Annotated in this window: 20 protein-coding genes and 10 tRNA genes; 5 read left to right on the forward strand and 25 right to left on the reverse strand. The window is 38.3% G+C overall.

All coding sequences use genetic code 11. The features are described 5' to 3' along the window. Positions 1 to 151 precede the first annotated feature (151 nt). Entirely contained in the window at positions 152 to 2,830 is a 2,679-nt protein-coding gene (locus QT16_RS19050) for a CHASE domain-containing protein (RefSeq protein ID WP_052201231.1), read from the forward strand. 70 nt (positions 2,831 to 2,900) lie between these two features. Here QT16_RS19050 and QT16_RS19055 read toward each other — a convergent pair. The 21 genes from QT16_RS19055 to QT16_RS19155 form a co-directional block, all read right to left on the reverse strand. Beyond that, positions 2,901 to 2,990: transfer RNA gene (locus QT16_RS19055), tRNA-Ser, on the reverse strand. Between the two features lie 176 nt (positions 2,991 to 3,166). After that, the gene (nadA, locus tag QT16_RS19060) at positions 3,167 to 4,207 is read right to left on the reverse strand and encodes a quinolinate synthase NadA (RefSeq protein ID WP_039490130.1); all 1,041 of its coding nucleotides are present in this window, start codon (positions 4,205 to 4,207) and stop codon (positions 3,167 to 3,169) included. Between the two features lie 141 nt (positions 4,208 to 4,348). Continuing rightward, positions 4,349 to 4,424, reverse strand: a tRNA-Lys gene (locus tag QT16_RS19065). A gap of 63 nt (positions 4,425 to 4,487) precedes the next feature. Next, a tRNA-Lys gene (locus QT16_RS19070) sits at positions 4,488 to 4,563 on the reverse strand. An 83-nt stretch (positions 4,564 to 4,646) separates the two neighbouring features. After that, positions 4,647 to 4,722 (reverse strand) — tRNA-Lys (locus QT16_RS19075). 24 nt (positions 4,723 to 4,746) lie between these two features. Further along, positions 4,747 to 4,822 (reverse strand) — tRNA-Lys (locus QT16_RS19080). An 83-nt stretch (positions 4,823 to 4,905) separates the two neighbouring features. Then, a tRNA-Lys gene (locus tag QT16_RS19085) sits at positions 4,906 to 4,981 on the reverse strand. Positions 4,982 to 5,066: 85 nt separating this feature from the next. Then, positions 5,067 to 5,142: transfer RNA gene (locus tag QT16_RS19090), tRNA-Lys, on the reverse strand. Between the two features lie 83 nt (positions 5,143 to 5,225). Next, a tRNA-Lys gene (locus QT16_RS19095) sits at positions 5,226 to 5,301 on the reverse strand. Between the two features lie 70 nt (positions 5,302 to 5,371). Continuing rightward, a tRNA-Lys gene (locus tag QT16_RS19100) sits at positions 5,372 to 5,447 on the reverse strand. Positions 5,448 to 5,673: 226 nt separating this feature from the next. Then, positions 5,674 to 6,423 carry a tol-pal system protein YbgF gene (gene ybgF, locus QT16_RS19105; RefSeq protein WP_033021320.1) on the reverse strand — a complete coding sequence of 250 codons (750 nt, stop codon included), beginning with the start codon at positions 6,421 to 6,423 and terminating at the stop codon, positions 5,674 to 5,676. A gap of 13 nt (positions 6,424 to 6,436) precedes the next feature. Further along, positions 6,437 to 6,979 (reverse strand): peptidoglycan-associated lipoprotein Pal, encoded by a 543-nt coding sequence (pal, locus tag QT16_RS19110; protein WP_002960636.1) that lies wholly within the window; start codon positions 6,977 to 6,979, stop codon positions 6,437 to 6,439. Between the two features lie 34 nt (positions 6,980 to 7,013). Beyond that, positions 7,014 to 8,372: a Tol-Pal system beta propeller repeat protein TolB gene (gene tolB / locus QT16_RS19115; protein ID WP_039490132.1), complete on the reverse strand. Its 1,359-nt coding sequence runs from the start codon at positions 8,370 to 8,372 to the stop codon at positions 7,014 to 7,016. A 9-nt stretch (positions 8,373 to 8,381) separates the two neighbouring features. Next, positions 8,382 to 9,308, reverse strand: a complete 927-nt coding sequence (tolA, locus tag QT16_RS19120) for a cell envelope integrity protein TolA (RefSeq protein ID WP_002960639.1) — start codon at positions 9,306 to 9,308, stop codon at positions 8,382 to 8,384. Positions 9,309 to 9,312: 4 nt separating this feature from the next. Beyond that, positions 9,313 to 9,741 (reverse strand): protein TolR, encoded by a 429-nt coding sequence (tolR, locus tag QT16_RS19125; RefSeq protein WP_002960641.1) that lies wholly within the window; start codon positions 9,739 to 9,741, stop codon positions 9,313 to 9,315. Beyond that, positions 9,728 to 10,432, reverse strand: a complete 705-nt coding sequence (gene tolQ / locus QT16_RS19130) for a protein TolQ (protein WP_002960643.1) — start codon at positions 10,430 to 10,432, stop codon at positions 9,728 to 9,730. Before tolQ ends, tolR begins: the two co-directional genes overlap by 14 nt. A 1,174-nt stretch (positions 10,433 to 11,606) precedes the next feature. After that, the gene (ruvB, locus tag QT16_RS19135; protein WP_039490135.1) at positions 11,607 to 12,614 is read right to left on the reverse strand and encodes a Holliday junction branch migration DNA helicase RuvB; all 1,008 of its coding nucleotides are present in this window, start codon (positions 12,612 to 12,614) and stop codon (positions 11,607 to 11,609) included. A 7-nt stretch (positions 12,615 to 12,621) separates the two neighbouring features. Continuing rightward, positions 12,622 to 13,239 carry a Holliday junction branch migration protein RuvA gene (gene ruvA / locus QT16_RS19140; protein ID WP_002960647.1) on the reverse strand — a complete coding sequence of 206 codons (618 nt, stop codon included), beginning with the start codon at positions 13,237 to 13,239 and terminating at the stop codon, positions 12,622 to 12,624. A 2-nt stretch (positions 13,240 to 13,241) separates the two neighbouring features. Then, a complete protein-coding gene (gene ruvC / locus QT16_RS19145; protein WP_002960649.1) occupies positions 13,242 to 13,766 on the reverse strand; it encodes a crossover junction endodeoxyribonuclease RuvC in 525 nt (174 codons plus the stop codon). Positions 13,767 to 13,895: 129 nt separating this feature from the next. Continuing rightward, complete coding sequence (locus tag QT16_RS19150) at positions 13,896 to 16,397, reverse strand: ABC transporter permease (protein WP_039490138.1); 2,502 nt, start codon at positions 16,395 to 16,397, stop codon at positions 13,896 to 13,898. Continuing rightward, positions 16,387 to 17,100: an ABC transporter ATP-binding protein gene (locus tag QT16_RS19155; protein WP_008137049.1), complete on the reverse strand. Its 714-nt coding sequence runs from the start codon at positions 17,098 to 17,100 to the stop codon at positions 16,387 to 16,389. The genes QT16_RS19150 and QT16_RS19155 overlap by 11 nt, the downstream gene beginning before the upstream one ends. On the opposite strand from QT16_RS19155, the gene QT16_RS19160 reads away from it, so the two are divergent. The 3 genes from QT16_RS19160 to QT16_RS20910 all read left to right on the forward strand — a co-directional run bounded on the left by QT16_RS19160 (position 17,101) and on the right by QT16_RS20910 (position 18,201). Beyond that, positions 17,101 to 17,724, forward strand: coding sequence for an arylesterase (locus QT16_RS19160; RefSeq protein WP_039490141.1), 624 nt, complete (start codon positions 17,101 to 17,103; stop codon positions 17,722 to 17,724). 111 nt (positions 17,725 to 17,835) lie between these two features. After that, positions 17,836 to 17,912: transfer RNA gene (locus QT16_RS19165), tRNA-Pro, on the forward strand. A 136-nt stretch (positions 17,913 to 18,048) separates the two neighbouring features. Next, positions 18,049 to 18,201 carry a hypothetical protein gene (locus QT16_RS20910; protein WP_165783594.1) on the forward strand — a complete coding sequence of 51 codons (153 nt, stop codon included), beginning with the start codon at positions 18,049 to 18,051 and terminating at the stop codon, positions 18,199 to 18,201. On the opposite strand, the gene QT16_RS19170 is transcribed toward QT16_RS20910, so the two are convergent. Then, positions 18,194 to 18,808, reverse strand: a complete 615-nt coding sequence (locus QT16_RS19170; protein ID WP_039490143.1) for a Fic/DOC family protein — start codon at positions 18,806 to 18,808, stop codon at positions 18,194 to 18,196. The genes QT16_RS20910 and QT16_RS19170 overlap by 8 nt on opposite strands. A 313-nt stretch (positions 18,809 to 19,121) precedes the next feature. Between QT16_RS19170 and QT16_RS19175 the strand changes: the two genes are divergently transcribed. Beyond that, a complete protein-coding gene (locus tag QT16_RS19175) occupies positions 19,122 to 19,469 on the forward strand; it encodes a site-specific integrase (RefSeq protein ID WP_052201232.1) in 348 nt (115 codons plus the stop codon). Between the two features lie 87 nt (positions 19,470 to 19,556). On the opposite strand, the gene QT16_RS19180 is transcribed toward QT16_RS19175, so the two are convergent. Genes QT16_RS19180 through QT16_RS19190 form a run of 3 tightly spaced genes read right to left on the reverse strand, consistent with a single transcriptional unit; the run spans position 19,557 to position 22,634 of the window. Next, a complete protein-coding gene (locus QT16_RS19180; RefSeq protein ID WP_039490144.1) occupies positions 19,557 to 20,246 on the reverse strand; it encodes an MAE_28990/MAE_18760 family HEPN-like nuclease in 690 nt (229 codons plus the stop codon). Then, positions 20,246 to 21,373: a DUF262 domain-containing protein gene (locus tag QT16_RS19185; protein ID WP_039490145.1), complete on the reverse strand. Its 1,128-nt coding sequence runs from the start codon at positions 21,371 to 21,373 to the stop codon at positions 20,246 to 20,248. The genes QT16_RS19180 and QT16_RS19185 overlap by 1 nt, the downstream gene beginning before the upstream one ends. After that, positions 21,363 to 22,634, reverse strand: a complete 1,272-nt coding sequence (locus QT16_RS19190; RefSeq protein ID WP_052201233.1) for a DNA methyltransferase — start codon at positions 22,632 to 22,634, stop codon at positions 21,363 to 21,365. Before QT16_RS19190 ends, QT16_RS19185 begins: the two co-directional genes overlap by 11 nt. Positions 22,635 to 22,739: the final 105 nt, after the last annotated feature.

Consider the following 22,739-nt stretch of genomic DNA (forward strand, 5'->3'; position numbering starts at 1 on the left):
TCAACTTTTTAGACTCCCCCTACTCTAAACCTCTATAAAATATATACATTCCAATTAATAACAAAGTTGTGTCTTGAATAATAGGTGCTATATTTATCACGTTATTAAAATAGAAACACATTTACTGCGACTCATGAAAAAGGATTAATTAATGATTCAAGCACGACCGGTTAATAAAGGGTTATTAATCTCACTGCTTCCTCACGTCATTTTATTAGTTGCGGGCATTATACTTACCTACTTTGCTCATATTAAACACCAAGAAGCCATAAAAAATAAAATAAACAATGCGCTTGATAACCGCCTATCATCGCTTTCTACAGGTATTAACAGTAGGCTCGATTTGTATCAATATGGGCTATTTGGTTTAAAGGGCTTTGTACATGGGATAGGTGCAAATAATTTAAGCTATCAAGCCATAACTAACTACTCTGGGAGCCGTAACTACGCTAAAGAATTCCCTGGAGCTAATGGTATTGGCTATATAAAAAAAGTTGGCGTTGAGCAATTAAATAAATTTTTGAATGATGCAAAAAACGATAGACCCGATCAGACATTTAATTTGAATACACTCGTAGCGACTAGTGATGAGCATTTTATAATTCAATATATTTTTCCTGAGCAAAAAAACTTACAAGCAATTGGATTAGATATTGGATCTGAGAGCATGCGCAAACAGGCAGCACTAAATGCTGCCATAAATAATACAACCCAATTAACGGCGCCACTGACTTTAGTACAAGCGAATAAACTCTCGCAACAAGGCTTTTTAATATTAGTGCCAATATATAAAACCATTACTATTTCTGATAATAAAAAACAGCGCCTTAATGAGCTTTTAGGTTGGGCATATTCGCCGTTGTTAATTGATAAAATTTTAGACTCACTTTCACACCTTGATGAAAATCAACTAACGATAAGTGATATCAATAACGATACTGAGACTGATTTTTTTAGTTATGGCATAAAAAGCAAAACTAACGATTATCAATTAACTAAAATTATAAAATTAATGGGTAGAACGTGGAAAATTACCATTGATGCCTCAGACGCCTTTATTTATAACCTTCATCTCCCTAGTCGGTATCAAGCCATTGTTAATGGCTCTTTCGCCACTATTGGCTGTATGTTTGTAGTTTTTTTAATGCAATTGTTTATTTTTAGAAGAAACCAAAGAATTAAGAGAAAAACACTTCAGGCTAAAAGAAATAAACTCGCATTGCAGCAAGCAAATTTAAAACTAGAAAGCGAAGTTAAACAACGTACGCAAGAAATAGCCGATATGAGCATGCTCCAACAAAGTATTTTAAACAGTGCTAGTTATTCAATTATAGCGACCGACACAAACGGCTTAATCACTCTATTTAATCCCGCCTCTGAAAAGTTATTAGGCTACAAAGCGCAAGATGTTATTGGTATTAAAGACCCAAGCATATTTCATTTAAAAGAAGAAATTATAAAAAAGGCTAAACTACTTAGTGCTGAATTAAATAAACCCGTACCCCCTGGTTTTGAAGTCTTTATCTTAAAAGCAACAGCAACAGAGCCAGATATTAATCAATGGACATATATTTCTTCTACAGGCGAGCAAATACAAGTTAATTTAAGTGTCACTTCGTTGTTAAATAACGAAGGAGACACCGTTGGCTACTTAGGCATTGCTTACGATTTAACAGAACAAATTGACCACGAGCAAGCCCTTGGTCACTCAAAAGAACTTGCTGAGCAAGCATCGCAAGCAAAGTCTGAATTTTTAGCAAATATGAGCCACGAAATACGAACCCCGATGAACGGTATACTTGGCACATTACAACTATTACAAGAACAACCGCTTAATGAAAAATCAAAAGAGTATTTAAAAAAATCACTGTATTCAACTCGAGCACTCACCACCATTATTAACGATATTCTTGATTTTTCTAAAATAGAGGCTGGCAAGCTCTCATTAGAGAATAAGCCTTTTGACTTTTTTGAACTTATTCATCACTTAGAGTCAGACTTAGGTGTGCAAGCAACAGATAAAAACATTTACCTTAAATTTGTGATTGATATTGAGCACAAGCATTGGGTGGGCGACCCAGTTAGACTCAGACAGGTATTTTTAAACTTAATATCTAACGCGATTAAGTTTACATCTCAAGGTGGCGTTACAGTAACCTTTAGGCTAACTGAGGAAAGCAGAATATGTTGTTGTATATCAGACACGGGGATTGGAATTTCTCAGCAAGCAATTGATCGATTGTTTGAGCGCTTTGAACAAGCTGAGCAATCAACCACGCGTGAATATGGTGGTACGGGCCTTGGCTTACCCATCACTAAATCATTAATAGGCCTGATGAATGGCGAAATTAAAGTAACAAGCCAGTTAGGTTCAGGGAGTCAGTTTTATGTGTACTTACCATTAAAACAAGCGCAGGTTGATGACAGCACATTAGCAACCAAAAATATTGAGCTTCCTGACCTATCTGGAAAAATTATTTTATTAGCTGAAGATAATAAAATAAATCAGCTTGTTGCAGCTGCGATGCTTGAACCAACTAAAGCCACCATTATTATTGCCAACAATGGTTTAGAAGCGATTTCATTATACGAGTTACACAAACCAGACATTATTTTTATGGACATTCAAATGCCAAAAATGGATGGTCTTCAGGCATGTAAAAAAATTAAGGCGCTTAATAGCGAACAAATTGTTATTGCATTAACTGCTAATGTTTTTACAGAACAAAAAGAAATATACAGGCAGTTATTTGATGGTTACGTTTCAAAACCAATCGAAAAACATGAACTTGTCGGCATGTTATCGACACTTTGCTTAGTAAATAATTAGTCATACTGAAGGCATTAAAAAACCCAGTTATTGTTACCTTTCGATATTAATAACTGGGCTCTAAGAATAATGGTGGAGGGAGAGGGATTCGAACCCTCGTTAGGGATAAACCTAAACACACTTTCCAGGCGTGCGCCTTCAGCCACTCAGCCATCCCTCCACGGTGCTGCAATTGTGTAATGCAACAGCGCGCTATAGTATGAAATAGACCCTTAAGGTGCAAGGCATTTTTAAATTTGGGCCTTTAAATGCTTACTAATCAAGCAACACTTACCTATAGGCACAAAAAAACGGCTAAATCTAAGACTTAACCGTTTTTAATTTATACTTTAAAAGTTACTTAGCCATGCTCGCAGTAAACTCAAGCATGCGATTTAAGGATTTAAGAGCGCCTTCGCGTAAATCCATATCAACGAATACTTCTTTGCCTTTAGGACTTATGAGGGCTTCTTCAATCGCTTTTAAGCCATTCATTGCCATCCAAGGGCAATGTGCGCAACTTTTACATGAAGCGCCCTCACCTGCCGTAGGAGCCGCAAAAAACTCTTTATCTGGACATAGTTGCTGCATTTTATAAAAGATGCCGCGATCGGTTGCTACAATAAACTTTTTATTTGTCATTGTTTGCGCTGCTTTGATCAATTGGCTCGTAGATCCAACCGAATCGGCAAGAGCAACTATTTCTGCTGGTGACTCAGGATGAACTAATACGCCTGCATCTGGGTGTAGCGCTTTCATGTCTTTAAGTGCTTTTGTTTTAAACTCGTCATGTACAATACATGCGCCATTCCACATAAGCATATCAGCACCGGTATTTTTTTGAATATAACTACCAAGGTGCTTATCTGGACCCCAAATGATTTTTTCGCCTTGCTCATCGAGGTGCTCTACTATTTCAAGTGCACATGATGAGGTTACAATCCAATCTGCACGCGCCTTAACAGCCGTAGAAGTGTTTGCATACACAACGACTTTACGATCTGGGTGCTCATCACAAAACGCAGAGAACTCGTCTATCGGGCAACCAATATCTAACGAACATGTTGCTTCAAGCGTTGGCATAACAACCGTTTTATTTGGCGTTAAAATTTTGGCTGTTTCGCCCATAAATTTTACGCCAGCAACAATAATCATATCTGCGTCGTGACGTGCGCCAAAACGCGCCATTTCTAGCGAGTCGGCAACGCAGCCGCCGGTTTCTTCAGCAAGTGCTTGAATTTCAGGATCGGTATAATAATGGGCAACAAGTACTGCATTTTTATCTTTTAGTAATTGTTTTATACGCGCTTTATATTCGCCTTGCTCGTCTTGTGTTAACGGTGCTGGCTTAGGGGGAAAAATATAACCTTCAGGCATAATAGTTTGAGCTAGACTCATGTTCTCGACCACTTATCTACAGTGCATTAATTAGGGCGAATTATACGAGAATATGAAAGCAAATAACAGCAAACTAGTAAGGCTGTTTATAAAAAATAAAGTGGGAAATTAAAAAAGAATATAAAGGAAAGTATTAGAGAGTGGTGGGTCATGATGGATTTGAACCATCGACCAATTGATTAAAAGTCAACTGCTCTACCAACTGAGCTAATGACCCGCTCTAATATAAATCTGCTTTGTAAAAAGCTTGCGTAAATCCGCCGATTAAACTGTCATAGAATGGTGGGTTATGATGGATTTGAACCATCGACCAATTGATTAAAAGTCAACTGCTCTACCAACTGAGCTAATAACCCAATCTATGCGCTTATTCAATTATGAATGAAGCTTACGTATATCCGCCGATTGATACCAAACACTATTCATAAGGAATAAAGAATGGTGGGTCATGATGGATTTGAACCATCGACCAATTGATTAAAAGTCAACTGCTCTACCAACTGAGCTAATGACCCGCTCTTATATAACTTTTCATAGAATGGTGGGTTATGATGGATTTGAACCATCGACCAATTGATTAAAAGTCAACTGCTCTACCAACTGAGCTAATAACCCGTTCTATGCACTTATTCAATTATGAATGAAGCTTACGTAAATCCGCCGATTGATGCCAAACACTATTCACAAGGAATAAAGAATGGTGGGTCATGATGGATTTGAACCATCGACCAATTGATTAAAAGTCAACTGCTCTACCAACTGAGCTAATGACCCGCTCTATTGTTGCGTTTAAATGCAACTTACTACTTTGCGTAAATCCGCCGATTGGAACCAATCATTATTCACAAGGAATAAAGAATGGTGGGTTATGATGGATTTGAACCATCGACCAATTGATTAAAAGTCAACTGCTCTACCAACTGAGCTAATAACCCATTCCAGTTGCTAACTTATTACTAAGTTAAGCCTACGTGAATCCGCCGATTGATGCCAAACACTATTCACAAGGAATAGAGAATGGTGGGTCATGATGGATTTGAACCATCGACCAATTGATTAAAAGTCAACTGCTCTACCAACTGAGCTAATGACCCGCTCTGACGTTGCGTTTTATAACAACTTAGTATTGTACGTAAATCCGCCGATAAAAGACCATTCAAAGAATGGTGGGTTATGATGGATTTGAACCATCGACCAATTGATTAAAAGTCAACTGCTCTACCAACTGAGCTAATAACCCGCTCTTTTTGTCGCATTTCGAGTGGGGTAACCATTCGTTTGCTGCGGGCGCTTATAATACTTATTTATAAAATGAGTGCAACCGAAATTGTCTCTTTTTTTAAGTTTTTATGTCTAGATGCACAAAATTAAACCGTTTGTGCTCAAACTACATGCAAATCCAAGATTCTTCGAGAGTTTCCATGTAGTTTGCTCGCCTTAACTAGAAATTTAATCGCTGGTGAACTTTAGTTTCCTAAACGATCAGTTGCTAGTTTTGCAGCGGTAGTACTTGGGTATTGATTGATAAGATCGCTCAATATTTTTTGTGCTTGCGCCGCTGAACCTTGATCTTGTAAAAGCGTGCCTAACTTTAGCATTGCATCAGGGCGTTTATTAGAATTTGGAAATTCGTTAACAACCACTTTAAAATGCTCTACCGCTTTTACGCCATCATTTTTAATAGTAAGCAACTGCCCTAACCAATAATGCGCGTTAGACGCATATACAGAGTTTGGATAGGTAGTTAAAAACGTTTGAAATTCAGGAATCGCTTGATCATAACGTTTATCTTTCATTATTAGCGCAACAGCACGCTCGTACGCTTCATTTTCAGATAAGTCACTGCTGTAGCTCTGTGCATCGTTTGGCTGCGCCTGATCGACTACTGGAGCTGCTGTTGGCTGTGTATAAGCCTGGCTCACGCGGTTTTCAATCTCTTGATACAACTCACGCTGACGCTGCAGTACTTTTTCAAGTTTGTAGCTTTGCTCTTCAGTTACACCGCGAATTTGACTTACTTCGTCTTGTAACAAGTTAAGTTGTTGCTGTAACTCTACTTGTAAAAAGTTACGCGACTGCATCATATTCTCAAGCGACGCTAATCGCTTCTCAATACTTGATTGTGAACTTGCAGCTTCTGAAACAGGAGCGGGAGCAGCCATTAACTGGGTGCTCCCGCTCAATATCATGGCTGCCAAAATAATTTTCGGCTTCATAATATCTCTTATCTTAGTAAACTAGTACCGCACGGCGGTTTTTAGCGAAAGCTGATTCAGTGCGAGATTTAACCATTGGCTTCTCTTCACCGTAGCTTACCACTGACATTTGGCTAGCTGAAACACCTAAGCTTAATAGGTATTTTTCAACTGCTTGGCCACGGTGCTCACCTAGTGCAATGTTGTACTCTGGAGTACCGCGCTCATCTGCGTGGCCTTCAATTAGTACTTTAACTGATGGGTTTTGAACTAAAAACTCAGCATGTGCACGAAGTAAATCTGCGTACTTACCTTCAACAGTTGCTTTATCAAAGTCAAAGTAAATTACTTGCTCTTGACGAAGTGCTTCGTACTTTTGACGAAGTTGCTCTTCTGCTTGTTGCTCAGGAGAGATTGTAGCTACTTCAACTGTATCAGTGTTAGTTGATTGCTCAACAACGCCTTGATTTGATTGGTTTGCAGCACCTTCATCAATATCAGAAGATGAGCTACAAGCTGCTAATGTCATTACTGGCACAGCAATTAGCAGGCCTTTAAGTATTTTGTTAAGTTGCATTGAGTAGATTCCTATTTTGAGTAAACCAGTAATATTACTGTAAGTATGGCGACCAAGCTGGCGCCTTTACTTGTCCGTCTAGCACAGGTAACCGTGCTTTAAAGCGGCCGTCCATCGATACTAGCGCAAGTACCTGTTTATTATTATGGAGCGTGCTGTATATAATCATCGAACCATTTGGCGCTATGCTCGGTGATTCATCTAGGCGTGTTCTCGTTAATACTTGAAACGCACCTGTAGCCAGCTCTTTCTTAGCAAGATGGTACTGCCCGTTGGTACGGTTAACCATCACTAATTCTTTTCCATCTGGTGTTATAGAACCAGCAAGGTTCATATCACCATCAAAGGTGAGTCGTTGTGACCTACCTGTTTTTAAATTTAACTTATAAATCTGAGCATTACCACCCCTTTCAGATGTAAACACAATATCTTGGCCATTAGGGTGCCAAGATGGCTCAGTATCTATGCTACGATGATTTGTTAAGCGTGTTTCTTTACGTGTAGCAAGGTCAAGCATGTAAACTTCTGTCGCACCCGTCTTATCCTTAGAAAGCACTAATAATAGCTTTTTGCCATCTGGCGAAAACTGTGGTGCACCATTAATACCACGGTAGCTTGCTATTATTTCACGCTTACCTGTGTATATATCTTGAATGTAAATTTGGCTTTGACGGTTTTCAAACGTTACATACGCTAGTTTAGTACCATTTGGTGACCATGCTGGCGACATTAATGGTTCTTTTGAACGAAGTAATACCTGTTCGTTAAAACCATCGTAATCAGCAACGACTAGCTGATAAGGTTTAGGCTCGTTATCACGTACTATTACATATGCAATTTTAGTTAAAAACGCGCCCTTTTCACCCGTTAGCTTTTCATAAATAACATCACTAATGCGGTGTGAATAACGACGAAAACCACTCTCGCCAATAACACTTTCACGCGCTTCTAAAATATGATCTTGGCTTTTAACTAACTTACCGTTACTCATCATTTGCGTATTGCCACCGGTAATTTGGCCGCGAATCACATCAACTAACTCATAACGAACTAAATAACGCCCATCAGTTTGTTGTTCAACCTCACCAACAAGAACAGCTTCAACACCTTTATTAACCCAAGACGCATAATCAATTTCGCTATCTTTACTTGGCTGTTGCGGCATTTGCGCCACATCAACAGGTTTAAACTTACCACTGCGCATTAAATCGGCAGCAATAACTCCACTTAGCTTTTCAGGAATTGGACCAACACCTTGGTATTTAAAAGGTACAATGGCAATAGGCCTTGCACCGTCTACACCTTCTGTTATTACAATTTCAAGCGCTGCATTAGCAACACCCGTAAACCCAAACAGTAAAACTAAACAGGCTATTTTTATTTTGTTGAACATATCATTCCTTTAAAATTCTGGCTTGATTGTTAAATTAATATTCTTAAGTTTTTCGAATACGTCTTTATCTTTAGATACCGGTAATGTGTCAGCCATGCGCACTGCTCTTAATGCAGCTTCACATACTAACTTGTCGCCACCTAATGATTTAACTTGCGTTACTAAACCATTAAAGCCTAAACGAATATTAACTCGGCACTGTTGGTTTTTCATTTTTTCATCAATCAGTAAGTTTTGCTGAATACGCGCCATAATTAATGCACGGTACTTATCAACTTCGCTCACCACTTGTTGCTGACGTATTTTACTACGGGCAGCCTGCTCTTTGGCAAGTTGCTCTTGTAACATTTGCTCTTGCATTGCTTGCTGGCGTTTACGTTCGGCCTCAGCAGCACGCTCTTTTGCTTCCTCTTCACGCTTTTTGCGCTCGGCTTCTGCTTTTTTAAGCGCTTCTTCTTCAGCTTTGCGTTTGTCAGCTGCTGCTTTTGCTGCGTTTTCAGCTTCTTGCTTTTGCTTTTCGGCTTGCTTAGCTTTAGCACGCTCTTTTTGCTCAATGGCACGTGCTTTTTTAGCTTCTGCCTCGGCTTGCGCTTTTTCTTTCTCTTTAGCTTTACGCTCTTGCTCTAGCTTTTTAATATTACGTGCTTCTGATTCGCGTTGCTTGCGTGCATTGGCCGCTCTGCGTTCTAAATCACGGATACGTTTATCTTCAGCACTTTTTTTATCTTTTTCTTTCTTTTGAAGTTCAGCAATTTTTTGCTCAACTTGTTTTTGATCAACTGTAACGGCTGATACCGCTTTATCTGGCGTAGGTATAGCCGAATTAAGCGTTACTTCCATTACTTTAGGTGTTGGCGGATGAATATTTGCAGAAGCATACAAAAATCCACCAATCCCTAAATGAAGTACTATTGATTTTACTACTGAACTATTCATACAGCTACTTCCCCTCAAAGGATTCAGTCATTAATCCTACTGATGGTACGCCTGCATTTTTCAAAAAATCCATTAGTAATAATACTTCTTGATACGACACCTTACCCGAGCCTTTAATCATCACTGGCACGTCAGGGTTTTTCATTAGCTGTAATTTTATAACCGCAGCTACATCAAGTGCTTCCATAGGCTCTTCTGGATCTGTACCTACACTCACGTAATATTTACCTTGTGCATCTATTGAGGCAATAATAGGCGGAGTATCTTTAGTATCAACTAAATCAGACTCTTCCATTTTGGGTAAATCAACTTTTACACCATGCGTAATAAGCGGTGCTGTAGCCATAAATATTATAAGTAGTACCAACATTACATCAATGTAAGGTACTACATTAATCTCTGCGACCGGACGGCGCTTTTTACGCTGATACATTCGCTTGTGCCTCTATTTGTGTAGCTGCTTGACGGTGTAAAATATTAGCAAACTCTTCCATAAAGTTAATATAGTGAGACTCAAGCTTTTCAACACTGTTTGAAAAACGGTTATAAGCAATAACAGCAGGGATCGCCGCAAATAAACCCATAGCAGTCGCAATAAGTGCCTCTGCAATACCAGGTGCTACCATTTGTAATGTAGCTTGCTTAACTTCACCTAGTGCAATAAAGGCATTCATTATACCCCACACTGTACCAAACAAACCGATGTACGGACTTATAGAACCTACGGTTGCTAAAAACGATAGGCTAGATTCCATTTTTTCAATTTCACGAGAAAGCGCAACACGCATAGAGCGGTGCGTTCCTTCCATAACAATACTCGCACTTTGAAATGTATTCTTTTTATGACGAGCAAACTCTTTAAAGCCCGAAGTAAACAAAGCTTCAATGCCTTGAGACTGACCGCTGCGTGACGATATCTCGTTATATAATTTGCTTAAATCAATACCCGACCAAAACTTTTGCTCAAATTTCTTAGCATTTATTAGCGCATCCGATATTGCTTTTTTACGTTGAAATATAATTGTCCACGACATTACAGACATGGCAACTAGCCCTAACATTACTAATTGAACAAGCAAACTTGCTTCTAAAATTAGATCTAAAAAATTAAGCCCTGATCCCACGTTAAACTCCTAAATAATTTCAAAATACGGCAAATTGGTTAATTTGTGTAAATATGACCGCTTACACGGCCAAAAGTTGCATCTAGTGTATCTAGTCCATTTCAAGCTGACAACGGTATTGCTATGAATAGGCAACAAAAAACGTTAAAAAAACAGCTTTAGTTGGCATTTCCCTTTGCCTCAGTATTTTATTTAAACTTTTAAACAAGCTCGCTAACTATAAATATGCGTAAATATATACATGAAACGTCATAAAATGCGCCGTTTATTCAAAATAAGAGCATAAACACTCAAAACCTATAAGCCTCAACTGTACGTAATAGTAAAACTAATACCGAGCTATAACGAAATAAATTACTTAAGTTATAAATTTCATAAACTTATAAATTTAACGATTAATTAACGCACAAGATTCAAACAACAATAAAATTCACTAAATTAGTTTTTCTAATCTGAAAATACAAATTTTCTAGTTTGAACAAAAAAGTAAACTTACGTATTATTCTCCCATACCGAGCTAGCGCACTGAATGAGATAGTTTCATTAAGCCAAGTTCTTAGTAATAGGATATTTTATCGTATTACATTGTTTTACTCTTTCTGGATAAAACCAAATTTAGTAAAACGTAGTTCCCCTGGATTACTTCCTTCAACTTGTTGTTTGCCCGCATTTTTTGCGGGCTTTTTTTTGCCTGCAATTTAGTGCGCTACATATTTCATACCAACCTGCATAAATCTTTGATCAATTTAACGAATTAAATTGCACTATAACGTCGTTAAAAATTTTTTATTTACGACTGCATGGATGTAGGAGGTAGAGCAATGCAGGGAGCAATTGCCGAGAACAACTAGATACAAAAATTTTTGCCTAGTTCTAGCGTAATTTTCTTAACGTTAAGTAGACCCCATATATAAGCAGATTGGTATTATTTATAAACTAATAATTGCCCTACCTAATTTACAATAAGTAATTCGCTTACTAGTTTGAATGGTACGCAGGATAGCTTCGCGAGTCTTAACGCCCTGTGAATTAACAGTTAACTATAAAGCGTATTAGTATTTTGAAATAACATTTGCAACAGAGTGTTGAGGTTTTGAGTATAATAATTTGAAACAAAGGGATACTGAGACAATTACCTGCTGCGCAATAAAACACAGCAAGTAAAGTATATAGGCTAGTCTTTTTTAGGAAGTAAACCAAAGTGATGGTATGCACTGTCAGACACTATGCGCCCGCGTGGTGTACGCTGAATAAATCCTTGCTGGATTAAAAATGGCTCTATTACATCTTCTATTGTTTCGCGCTCTTCACCAATAGCAGCCGCTACATTGTCGAGCCCTACTGGGCCGCCCATAAATTTTTCGATTATGGCGAGTAAATATTTGCGGTCCATATAATCAAAACCACTTTTATCTACGTCAATCATATCAAGGGCTTGCTTAGCTACATCGGCGTTTACTGTGCCGTCAGATTTTACTTGAGTGTAATCGCGTACACGGCGCAATAAGCGGTTTGCAATACGTGGTGTGCCGCGTGAGCGCTGGGCAATTTCGGTAGCGCCATCGTCACACATTTCTAAATCAAGGTAATGTGCTGAACGCCCTACTATGTGCGATAAATCTTCTACAGAATAAAACTCTAATCGCTGCACAATTCCAAAACGGTCACGCAGTGGCGATGTAAGCGAGCCTGCTCGTGTGGTTGCACCAATAAGTGTAAATGCAGGTAAGTCTAATTTAATAGAACGCGCAGCTGGGCCTTCACCAATCATTATATCAAGCTGGTAGTCTTCCATTGCGGGATATAGTATTTCTTCAACTTGCGGGCTTAGCCTGTGTATTTCATCGATAAACAGTACGTCGCCCTCTTCTAAATTAGTAAGTAGAGCAGCTAAATCGCCTGCTTTTTCAAGTACAGGGCCTGATGTTGTTTTAATACTTACGTGTAATTCATTGGCTACAATATTTGCAAGCGTGGTTTTACCAAGCCCAGGTGGGCCAAATATTAATAAATGATCGAGCGCTTCACCACGGGTTCGGGCAGCTTCAATAAAAATTTCCATTTGCTGCTTAACATGAGGCTGGCCTCTGTAGTCGGCTAAAAGTTTTGGTCTTATTGCACGATCTATAGAGTCTTCATTTGTTTTTTCAGTCGCATCAATTAAGCGATCCGCTTCAATCATGGGTTACTCACAACATAGATTTTAAAGATTCTCTAATAAGAACCTCAGTAGACATATCGGGTTTACTTATCGATTTTACTGCTTTTTGAGCTTGTGGCAATTTATAACCTAATGCAAGCAGTGCCGATACGGCATCATCCGCTGCATTATTAGCAATTGTTGCATCGCTCATTGGCTCTATTACTGCGCTGTCGCTAAATGGCGTAAATAAATCATTACCCCAATCTTTTAGCCTGTCTTTCATTTCGAGTACTAAACGCTCGGCTGTTTTTTTACCTACACCGGGTAATTTAACAAGCGATGTTGAGTCTTCGTTATTTACACAACTTACAAATTGTTTTGCCGACATGCCCGATAAAATAGCTAAGCCAAGTTTTGGCCCTACGCCATTTGCTTTTAATAGCTCTCTAAACAAGGCACGTTCAACTTTATTATTAAAACCAAACAATAGTTGAGCATCTTCACGCACTACAAAGTGAGTGTAAACAATCGCATTTTCACCAATTTTTGGTAAGTCGTAAAAACAGGTCATTGGCATTTGTACTTCGTAACCTACACCACTTACTTCGAGTAATATTTCTGGTGGCTGTTTTTCGACTAAAATACCATTTAAGCGGCCTATCATAATTATTTCCTTAAACGTCCTCTAACGGTTTTGCTTGCGCTGCCCGCTAGTTTAATTAAATTTTGTTCTGAGTGGGCGTGGCAAATCGCAATAGCGAGTGCATCAGCTGCATCGGCCTGTGGCGTACCGGGTAATTTTAAAATATTTTTTACCATGTGTTGCACTTGTGTTTTATCTGCGCCACCGTTGCCTACTACTGCTTGCTTAATTTGCCTAGCTGAGTATTCAAATACGGGTAAGTCGGCCATTGCAGCGCCAACAATCGCAGCGCCTCTAGCTTGGCCTAGTTTTAAAGCTGAATCGGGGTTGTGCGCCATAAATACTTTTTCAATGGCAAAGGTTTCTGGCGAAAACTGCTCAATAAGCTGTGTAATGCCTTGGTAGATCATTTTAAGCCTAACCGGAAAAGGATGATCGGCTAACTTAATACAGCCACTGCCTAAGTATGTAAATTTAGAACCTTGATGGGCAACAACACCATATCCGGTCAAACGTGAACCAGGATCGATCCCTAAAATGATGGCCAAACAGCGCTCCATTGTTATTATTTTTAAATTACGCTAATAATGCCAGAGCACTGTATAAATTACCAGTATAAAGAAAAACAAAAATGCCCACGTACTAGGTGGGCATTTACAGAGCATGTTAGTTTAAGCTTACCCTAGAGCACGCACTAATCCTTGGGTGTTTTGTTTAAGTGTTCGGGCAATCATTAAATAACCTAAACCTGCCACAAATACGCCGCCAGCTACCGGACCTATAATCCATATATGTGGGTGTAACTTACCTGCTAAATCAAACATTTGTTGCTGCACAATCAAAAGCGCTATATCACTAAAAAATGCAGCCACTAAACCAGCTAAACCGCCTAGTAATAAAAACTCATACAGGGTCGCGTTTTTAATTAATCGGCTTTTAGCGCCAAGCGTTCGAAGTATTACAATTTCTTGCATGCGCTCACCTAAACTAGCTTGCACTTGCGATATAAGTACAAGCGCGCCACACAGCACAACAATGGCAAGTACAAAGCCAATGGCGAGCGATACTTGCGAAATAGTTGTTTGGATTTGCTTAACAAAGTTATCAATATCAATGGCTGTAATAGTAGGGTAAGTACGCAATAACTGGCTAAAGTCACGCTTTTGATCTGGGTTTATACGTACCGACGAAATATACGTCGCCGGAAAATCTGCAAGTACATCTGGGCTTAAAATAATAAAAAAGTTAGGTTTAAGCGTGGCCCAATTAACTTTGCGCACACTGGTAATTTTAGCGTCGAACGACTGCGAACCAATTAAAAATGTGAGCGTATCGCCTATCTCAACATCTAAACGCTCAAGCATCGACTCCTCTACTGAGGCTTCAGCCATCGCATTCTCACCAAACCACGTACCTTGTGTTACTTCATTTTGGTCAGGCACATCTTTAAGCCATGTAAGATTTAGCTCGCGGCCAATACCTGCACGTGCTTCTTCGTCTTTTTTCTCGTTGTCTTGCAGCGATACTGAACGTGCTACCAACTCGCCATTCACCGCATTTACGCGCCCACGAATAGTGGGATAAAACTCTGATACTTGAATAGCTTTTTGAGCTAAATATTCATTAATTGGCTCAAGCTCATTTTGCGTAATATTAACTAAAAACGCATTAGGCGCGTCGCTTGGAAGTTGCGACTGCCAATCAGATATCATGTCGTTTTTAAGTACCACTAAAAACAGCAGTAATTTAATCGCTAACGAAAAACTAATTAACTGTACCGCGTTCACATTTGCACGCTTTTGGATAGATGCAATTGCAAGCGACCAACTGTTACCTGGCTTAAGTCCTAATTTTCGACCGCCACCAAATATTAATTTAGATACTAAAAACAACACACCAATTAGCGCAAGTGTTGATATAAACAAAATAAGCGTTATTTTTATGTTGTTACTAAATAACCACATTAATAAAAATACAGTTAGCGCACTCATGCCTAAATGCACACGACTTACTGCCAACTTGTCACCTAAGTTACGGCGCAGAACTCTAAGCGGTGGAATATCAAATAAATCAAATAACGGTTTAATAGAAAACATAACAGCACAAATTACGCCAGTGCTTATAGCCACCAGCCAAGGTTTAAAGCCACCTAAAGGTAACTCTGTGCCCATACTTTTTGATAAGTAACTTGTTGCTATTTCTTGCAAGCCATAACCAATTAACAGCCCTATACTTACCGCCATTGCACATACAAGCAATAAATGAAGCATGTATATTTTGCGGATCATTGAGCGGCTACCGCCGAGCGTTTTCATCATCGCTACTGGGTCGTATTGGCGTTCACAATAACGTTTTGCTGAAACAGCTATAGCCACTGCTGCCAAAATAATACCTAATAGGCCTGCAAGTAATAAAAAGCTCTCTGCGCGGTTTAAACTATTTGAAATAGGTGATTGGCGGTCTTTAACGCCGTACCATTGTTGGTTTTCTTTCATTTGTGGTTTAAGCCACTCGTAAAAGCTATTTATGTCGGCCTCACTGCCTGCATAAAGTTGGCGGTAATAAACACGACTACCCGGCTGCACAACTTCGGTTTTTGCCACATCGTCAATATTGATAAGCACGCGGCGGCTGCTCGAAAATACATTAAATGGCGCATCGGGCTCTTCTACAATAACTTTTGAAACATTAAATAATGCAGCACCAAGCTCTACTTGCGCGCCTATATCAATATTTAAACTGTAAAATACCGATTCACTTAGCCACACATTACCCGGCGTTGGTCCGCTATTAGCAACTTTAGTTTCACCGGTTAGGGTATCTTTAACTTTTAACTGCCCTTTTAGCGGGTACGCATTAGATGCCGCTTTTACTGAGCTAAACTGCATTTCATCATCGGCAAACAACATAGTGTCGAAGTACACCATTTGCGCCGTTTTTAAATTTTGGCTCTGTGCTTTAGTAATAAAAGCAGTATCGAGAACATGATCGCTTGCAAGTACACGGTCTGCAGCAATAAAAGCACTGCTTTTTTGCGCAATACTTTGCCCTATTCGCTCAGTAACCATCGACAGTGTAAGCACGGTTAAAACAGCAAGGGCGATAGCTGCGCTTATAACCGTGAGCTCACCACGGCGGAATTCTCGCGAAAATAACTTAAGCGCTAACTTAACCCACATTAGCAACGTCCTCTACTTGGCTTTTTACCAGTAAACCCGCTTCTATTTGAATAATGTGCTCACATTTTTGTGCAAGCCCTTCATCGTGAGTCACCAAAATAAGCGTAGTGCCGTGTTGCGTGTTTAAATCAAATAATAACGACTCAATCATTTTACCGTTTTTGCTGTCTAAATTAGCCGAAGGCTCATCAGCAAATAGTATTTTAGGTGTACCAATAAATGCTCGCGCAATAGCAACACGCTGTTGCTCACCGCCAGAGAGTTGCGACGGGTAATGATCAATTCGATGGCTCAAGCCTACTTTTTCAAGTAATGCAATTGCTTGCTCTTTTGCATCACTTTCACCAGCAAGCTCTGCTGGTAGCATAACGTTTTCAAGTGCCGTTAAGCTTTGTACTAACATAAACGATTGAAACACAAATCCAATTTTAGCCGCGCGCAGTGCAGCACGCTCTTCTTCATCTAAATTGTGTAATGGCTCGCCATCTAAAAATATTTCACCGCTGCTGGCGGTATCCAGCCCTGCTAATAAACTGAGTAACGTTGATTTACCAGAGCCCGACGTGCCAACTATAGCAACAGACTCACCATGCTTGACATTAAAGCTGATGTCGCTGAGGATGGGCAGCTCACCTTCAAAGGTAGAGACTACTTTAGACAAACCATTAACCTGAATTATATTTAATTGAGAAAGCGCTGACATATGACTCATTCAATCCTTCGTTTAGTATTCATTTTATTTTTAGTTATCAAACCGCTGAGCGCAGCAGCCGACAACACGATTTTAATACTCGGTGACAGTTTAAGCGCAGCCTACGGACTTCAACAAGAAGAAGGCTGGGTAAAATTGTTACAAGATAAATACGATGACGAACAAGCCGACATTGAACTTATCAACGCCAGTATTAGTGGCGAAACATCTGGTGGAGCCCTACGCCGTTTAGATGCATTGCTTGAGCAATACGAACCCACTCATGTACTTATTGAGCTAGGTGCTAATGACGGTTTACGTGGTTTTCCAGTTAAAAAAATGCAAACTAACTTAACGTCTCTTATTCAAAAAAGCCAAGCAGCTAATGCGATGACCGCCTTAATGGAGATTTACATTCCCCCTAATTACGGTCCGCGTTACAGTAAAATGTTTACTGACACTTTTTCGCGCGTTAGCGAAGAAACAAATGCGCATTTAATGAACTTTTTTATGCTCGATATTGCCAGTCAACCTGAGCTAATGCAAAACGATAGTTTACACCCTAACAAAAAAGCTCAGCCATTAATACGAGATGAGATGTATGACTCGATCAAAAAGTGGTTAAATAAAGACTAGCTAATTAATACACCGCAGGGGTGCCTTTTTAGGTCTCTTGCGTAATAAACACCCAAACAAACAATCGCTTATTGATTTTTAAAAAAATACACGTACTATTGCAAACAACGTCGGTATGTAGCGCAGCTTGGTAGCGCACTGTCATGGGGTGGCAGGGGTCGAGAGTTCGAATCTCTCCATACCGACCAATTAATAACATCTTAGATTTAAATTTAATCCAGAGCCTTCAATTCTTCCGTAAAATAATACTTTCAACGTTAATTGATATCACGAGTGTCTAGGTGTAAGGTTAATTTCAGATCTAAATTTATTTGAGGCGGTAAAATGAGTGAAAATAAGAAAAAAATCACAAAGAGTATGATTTTAAGATCTGTTGCTAGCTCTACTGCCATCGAAACTGGCGAAACAGTTAAAACAATAGAGAAAAAGCTAAAAGCAAACAAACTCAAATATGAGTCTCTTTCGCTCGCTATTTAATTATATCTCTCACAAGCCTTTCAATGTGTTGGTAATTTTTATTTACACCCGCTTGAATTGACTTGAAATAAAAGTCTTTATGCTCGTCCCACAAGCTATAATCAAGCGTTCCTTTACCAGCTTTACTGCACAAAAAATCCATTAATAAACGGCTTATCCTACCGTTACCTTCACGAAATGGATGAATTAAAATAAACTCAACATGGCTCTGCGCTATAAATGACACAAGCTCTTCATCTGTCATTTCTGGTAAATTATTAAATCGAGATAAATACTCACCTTCAAATAACCTAATATTTTTCTCAATTTGTAAAGGCGACATAAACTGAAATCCGCCCTTGCCCATATCAATACTTCTTATTTTACCTGCCCATTCGTATACATTACCTAGCCACTGCCTGTGCCAATTAGCAATATTTTGAAAAGAAAATGTACCATTTTTTGAGTCAGTCGTCGTAAAAATTTTTTCATATAGCTTAACTAAAAGAACGGCTTCAATATCATCCATTTCCGTTTCATCAACAATCGCTAACTTGTTTGCTAAAACTAGCCTTTCAGACCCAGGTTGATATTGCGCTTCAACAGAGTCACTTTCGTATTTAGACATTTTATTGAACCAGTAAAATAATGAGTGTAAAAGTGCGTACCAACCAATGCAAGTAACCTTTAGCGTTGCCCATTTTATGTAAGTCAAAACTTAATAAGTCACCAAATATTAAATACCACAATAAAACTAAATGGCAAACTTAAAGATAATCAAGCACCAAACATCTTAATACTCATTATCAACACAAATAGCATTCTCTGCGGGGCTTCGTGCACATGAATTGTTGACCATAGCCAAAGTTGAAGAGCGCAAAGCAGATAAACGGCCAGCTTTTGATTCAAAATGATCTGGCAGAAACGGCGTGCTATATACAGTGACAGGTAAAGGAGGTTTAACACGCGAAGTACTAATACCCCACGATTTAGCAGCTAAATTAGAACTTCGTAAATTTAAACAACCTGTCACTGTGGTTGATAGAAAAATAAGCTACTTACAGCGCTACGATATTGGAAGGGGTAAAAAGTGGTCGGATTCATTTAATAAAGCATCAAACCGTACTCTCTCTTTTTCCAATGGTGCACATGGGCTCAGGCATAGCTACGCACAAGAAAGACTATTAGAGTTGATACTTAACCAATATCCGTATCAAATAGCATTAGAAACCGTTTCACAAGAGATGGGGCATTTTAGGCCTGAGATTACTGAGGTGTATTTAAGATAATCAACTTTATAAGCTATCGTGATGTTTAAACTTATACCTGATTAAATTTAGGAAAAAACGAGTCACCCATGCGCACTCTTACCATCACTATATTACTTTGGCTAAAAACTCATTTTTGCCGTAAGCCATTGTCAATCTCCTAGAAATACTACTGATTATAGACTTACAACAATTAATATATTCTTCATAGTCTTTATTCTCAATACCTTGTCGTTTTTTACCATGAGAAATATCATTTCTAACGTTCAGCAACTTGTTTAATGGAGCGTAAATATCCTTGAGATCTTTGTATTCCAAACCTACTTGATAAAGAAGCTTTTCTAAAACTTGCTGACCAACATTACTTTCCGTATTAATATAACCATCCGGAACTTTTACAATATGTCCATGTATAGTAGTAATGTTCTCTACAAATTCAACTTGCCTAAATAAGGTATGCAATTTAGTTTCATTTGGAAGACTTTTTTTAAAAACTCGTGATTTTTTGTCCTTATTATTTAATGCAATAAACTCTTTATGAAGTGTTGCTGCAGCAATTACTGGCGTTACCTGTGAACAAAGAAGGTTTTTTTTATTAATCTCATCAATGTAAAGCGAGAATGCAAACTGTACAAACCCCTCGATATGCGCATAAATCAAACAAACTATCGAGCGTCTAATCCTCATCTGATCTTCTAATTTAGTCATTCGCCTTTGTGAGTTATCGAGAAATCTAATTTCGTCCTCTCTCCACTCTCTTTCAGCTTCAATCTGCTCTTGAAAATTAGACAAACTCATTATAGTTCGAGTCTCTTTAAGTGATTGATTACAATTTCAATTCTTGTCCTTAGTGGACCAGGAGAGTTTTTCCCTCCACCTGTAGTAGCTGATTTAAATGTATCATCTTCTTTAATTTCATTCAGAATATCTTTCAGTCCAGCAATATGATCTGGGTTACCTTCATCTATCTCATCTATTCGGCTTATTATGCCGGTGCAAATAGCCTCAAAATGATATACAGAAAAGTTTGATTGTATTCCATTATTTCCTTTTCTACCAAATGACTTTTCACCTAGTGATTTATTTAAAATACTAAATACTTTGTTAAAAGTAATCTCTTCTTCAGCGTAATCGAAGGTTATATCTTTGTTTTCAGGATCTGTAACCTTTTCCATGTATTCAGTTAAAAAGTCTGCTACATCATGCACAAATTTATCTCTATAATTTTTTAAAGCAAAATAGCGTAAAACCAGCTCTTGGTCGAAAGAACCTAGCTGTTGCTGCTGTGAAATATTCTTAATGCAATTTTTATAATCAGTGTTTTTACTCCTACTAATCACGAAATCAATAAAAGTAGGATCAAGCATTCTGATAGTACAATTTCTCAGCTGCTGTTGTGTTAGCTCTTCACCACCTGTATTAAGTCTTTTGAACATGTGATAACGAAATTTATTGTCACTTCCTTTTCTCACAACCTCAACGCGCACAAATGCTCGCTTTAACCTTATTTTCAACGAAGTAGGTAAATCATCATACTTTAGCTCATTCAGTTGCTCTACAATGTCACATTCTTGAAGTTTGAGAAAATCACCTTTTTTGATAGGTGGGCTAAGATGATCGGCCTCTAAACAACCTCGTAAATGAAGGTAAGAAGAGAAACGCTGCAAGCCGTCAATTAGCTGATAACGCCCATCCTCTGCTTCAACAACATATATAGGTGGCACAGGCATTTCTAATAATAGAGATTCTATAAACCTCGATTGTGCCCCTAGTGTCCATCTAAATAAACGCTGATAGTCAGGATTTATATCAAGTTCTCCATTAGAATGCATATCTAATAACTCGTTGAATGATAAATCTAAGCTTTGCGTATGTACCTTTTCTACATTGTGTTCTAGGGATAAAATTAAATCTTCATTTTCCATAATTAGACTCCTTTTCAAAAATTAATACGCTTTCAAAGACTTTATTGTGACTTCGATATTTTTTAGTTTTCAAATTCAAATTCGACATGTTTTTTTTACTTTCAAAGCGAATGTTTTCTTTTAATAACAGACCTTTAGCTTCTGACATTTCTATAACTAGCTTAGGAAGATCGCAATGTAAATCTTTATAATATGAATCCTGTACAACGCAAACAAACCTAGCGCCATATTTTAATACTCTATATATCTCATCCATTGATTCGTTCAAAGATTTAAAGTATTGTACAAAATTTTTAAAATAGTATGTCTTTGATGCTTTTGAATCATGTGCTTTTACACTTTCAAGGAATTGTACACATGCCGAACCTAATTTGTTCAAAGATTCATCAACCGTCTTTGGTACTGTGGTAGTACCCATTAATTCTCTTCTAATTGAATCAAGCTCCAAACTACCATTCACACATAGAATAGCTAGTTCAGGAGAGGTGGCGACACCGTAATCTATACGCGTACAATATGGAGGAGATGATAGAGCTAAATCAATAGAAGTTGAATCTACTTTTAGCTTAGTAGATGAACCAATCTTAATATTACTAAGATTATCGGGCCAGCAATGATCTAGCTCAGCGATTCCTTTAGTAATTTCTTTTAATTTGAAGATATATTTTCTTTTGAACTCTACCCAAGACGCTGTTATTTTTTCAGATTCAGTTTTAGGCTTTTTTACCCATGTAGGGTTAGAGGGAATAAAAGGAGAAAGATACTCTCTCACACAATTAAAAAGCACTGTATACATCAAGCAATGTGCCACATCCATTGAATTAACTTTATCCTCAGTACTTTTATACAGCTTCCCCATCAGAATTATTTTTTCAATTCGTCGAATAGAGTTGACGCACTCCATATCAAACCAGCCTAATAAAGGATCATCCTTCCATAATGGCACCTTTACATTTGCTCTAATTTTCTTAGAGCGATTTAATATTACAGCAAGGTCATTCGATGTCGTTTGCTTCGCCATTGCTATAATTTTCATAACCGGATTTAAGTCAATACCTATTGATTGATACCCGTTCATAGATGCAAGTAATGTCGTAGTACCTGCACCATTCCATGGGTCTAGAATCACCGAATCTTTTGGAAGATTGACAGAATCAATAATACTTTGAGTAAAGGCATGTGAATATCCAGCATAATAATTATACCATGCAGATTTGATATCTATCGATTCATTAGTACGTTTTGGATTAACTACTCTCAAAGAATTCTCTTTAAATTTTTCTTTAATATCACATACATCTAGATAATGAGGATGAACGTAAACACTTCAGGCTAATATGTCAAATATTCAATTCTGAATATTATC

This window comes from Pseudoalteromonas distincta, assembly GCF_000814675.1.
GTDB classification, from domain to species: domain Bacteria; phylum Pseudomonadota; class Gammaproteobacteria; order Enterobacterales; family Alteromonadaceae; genus Pseudoalteromonas; species Pseudoalteromonas distincta.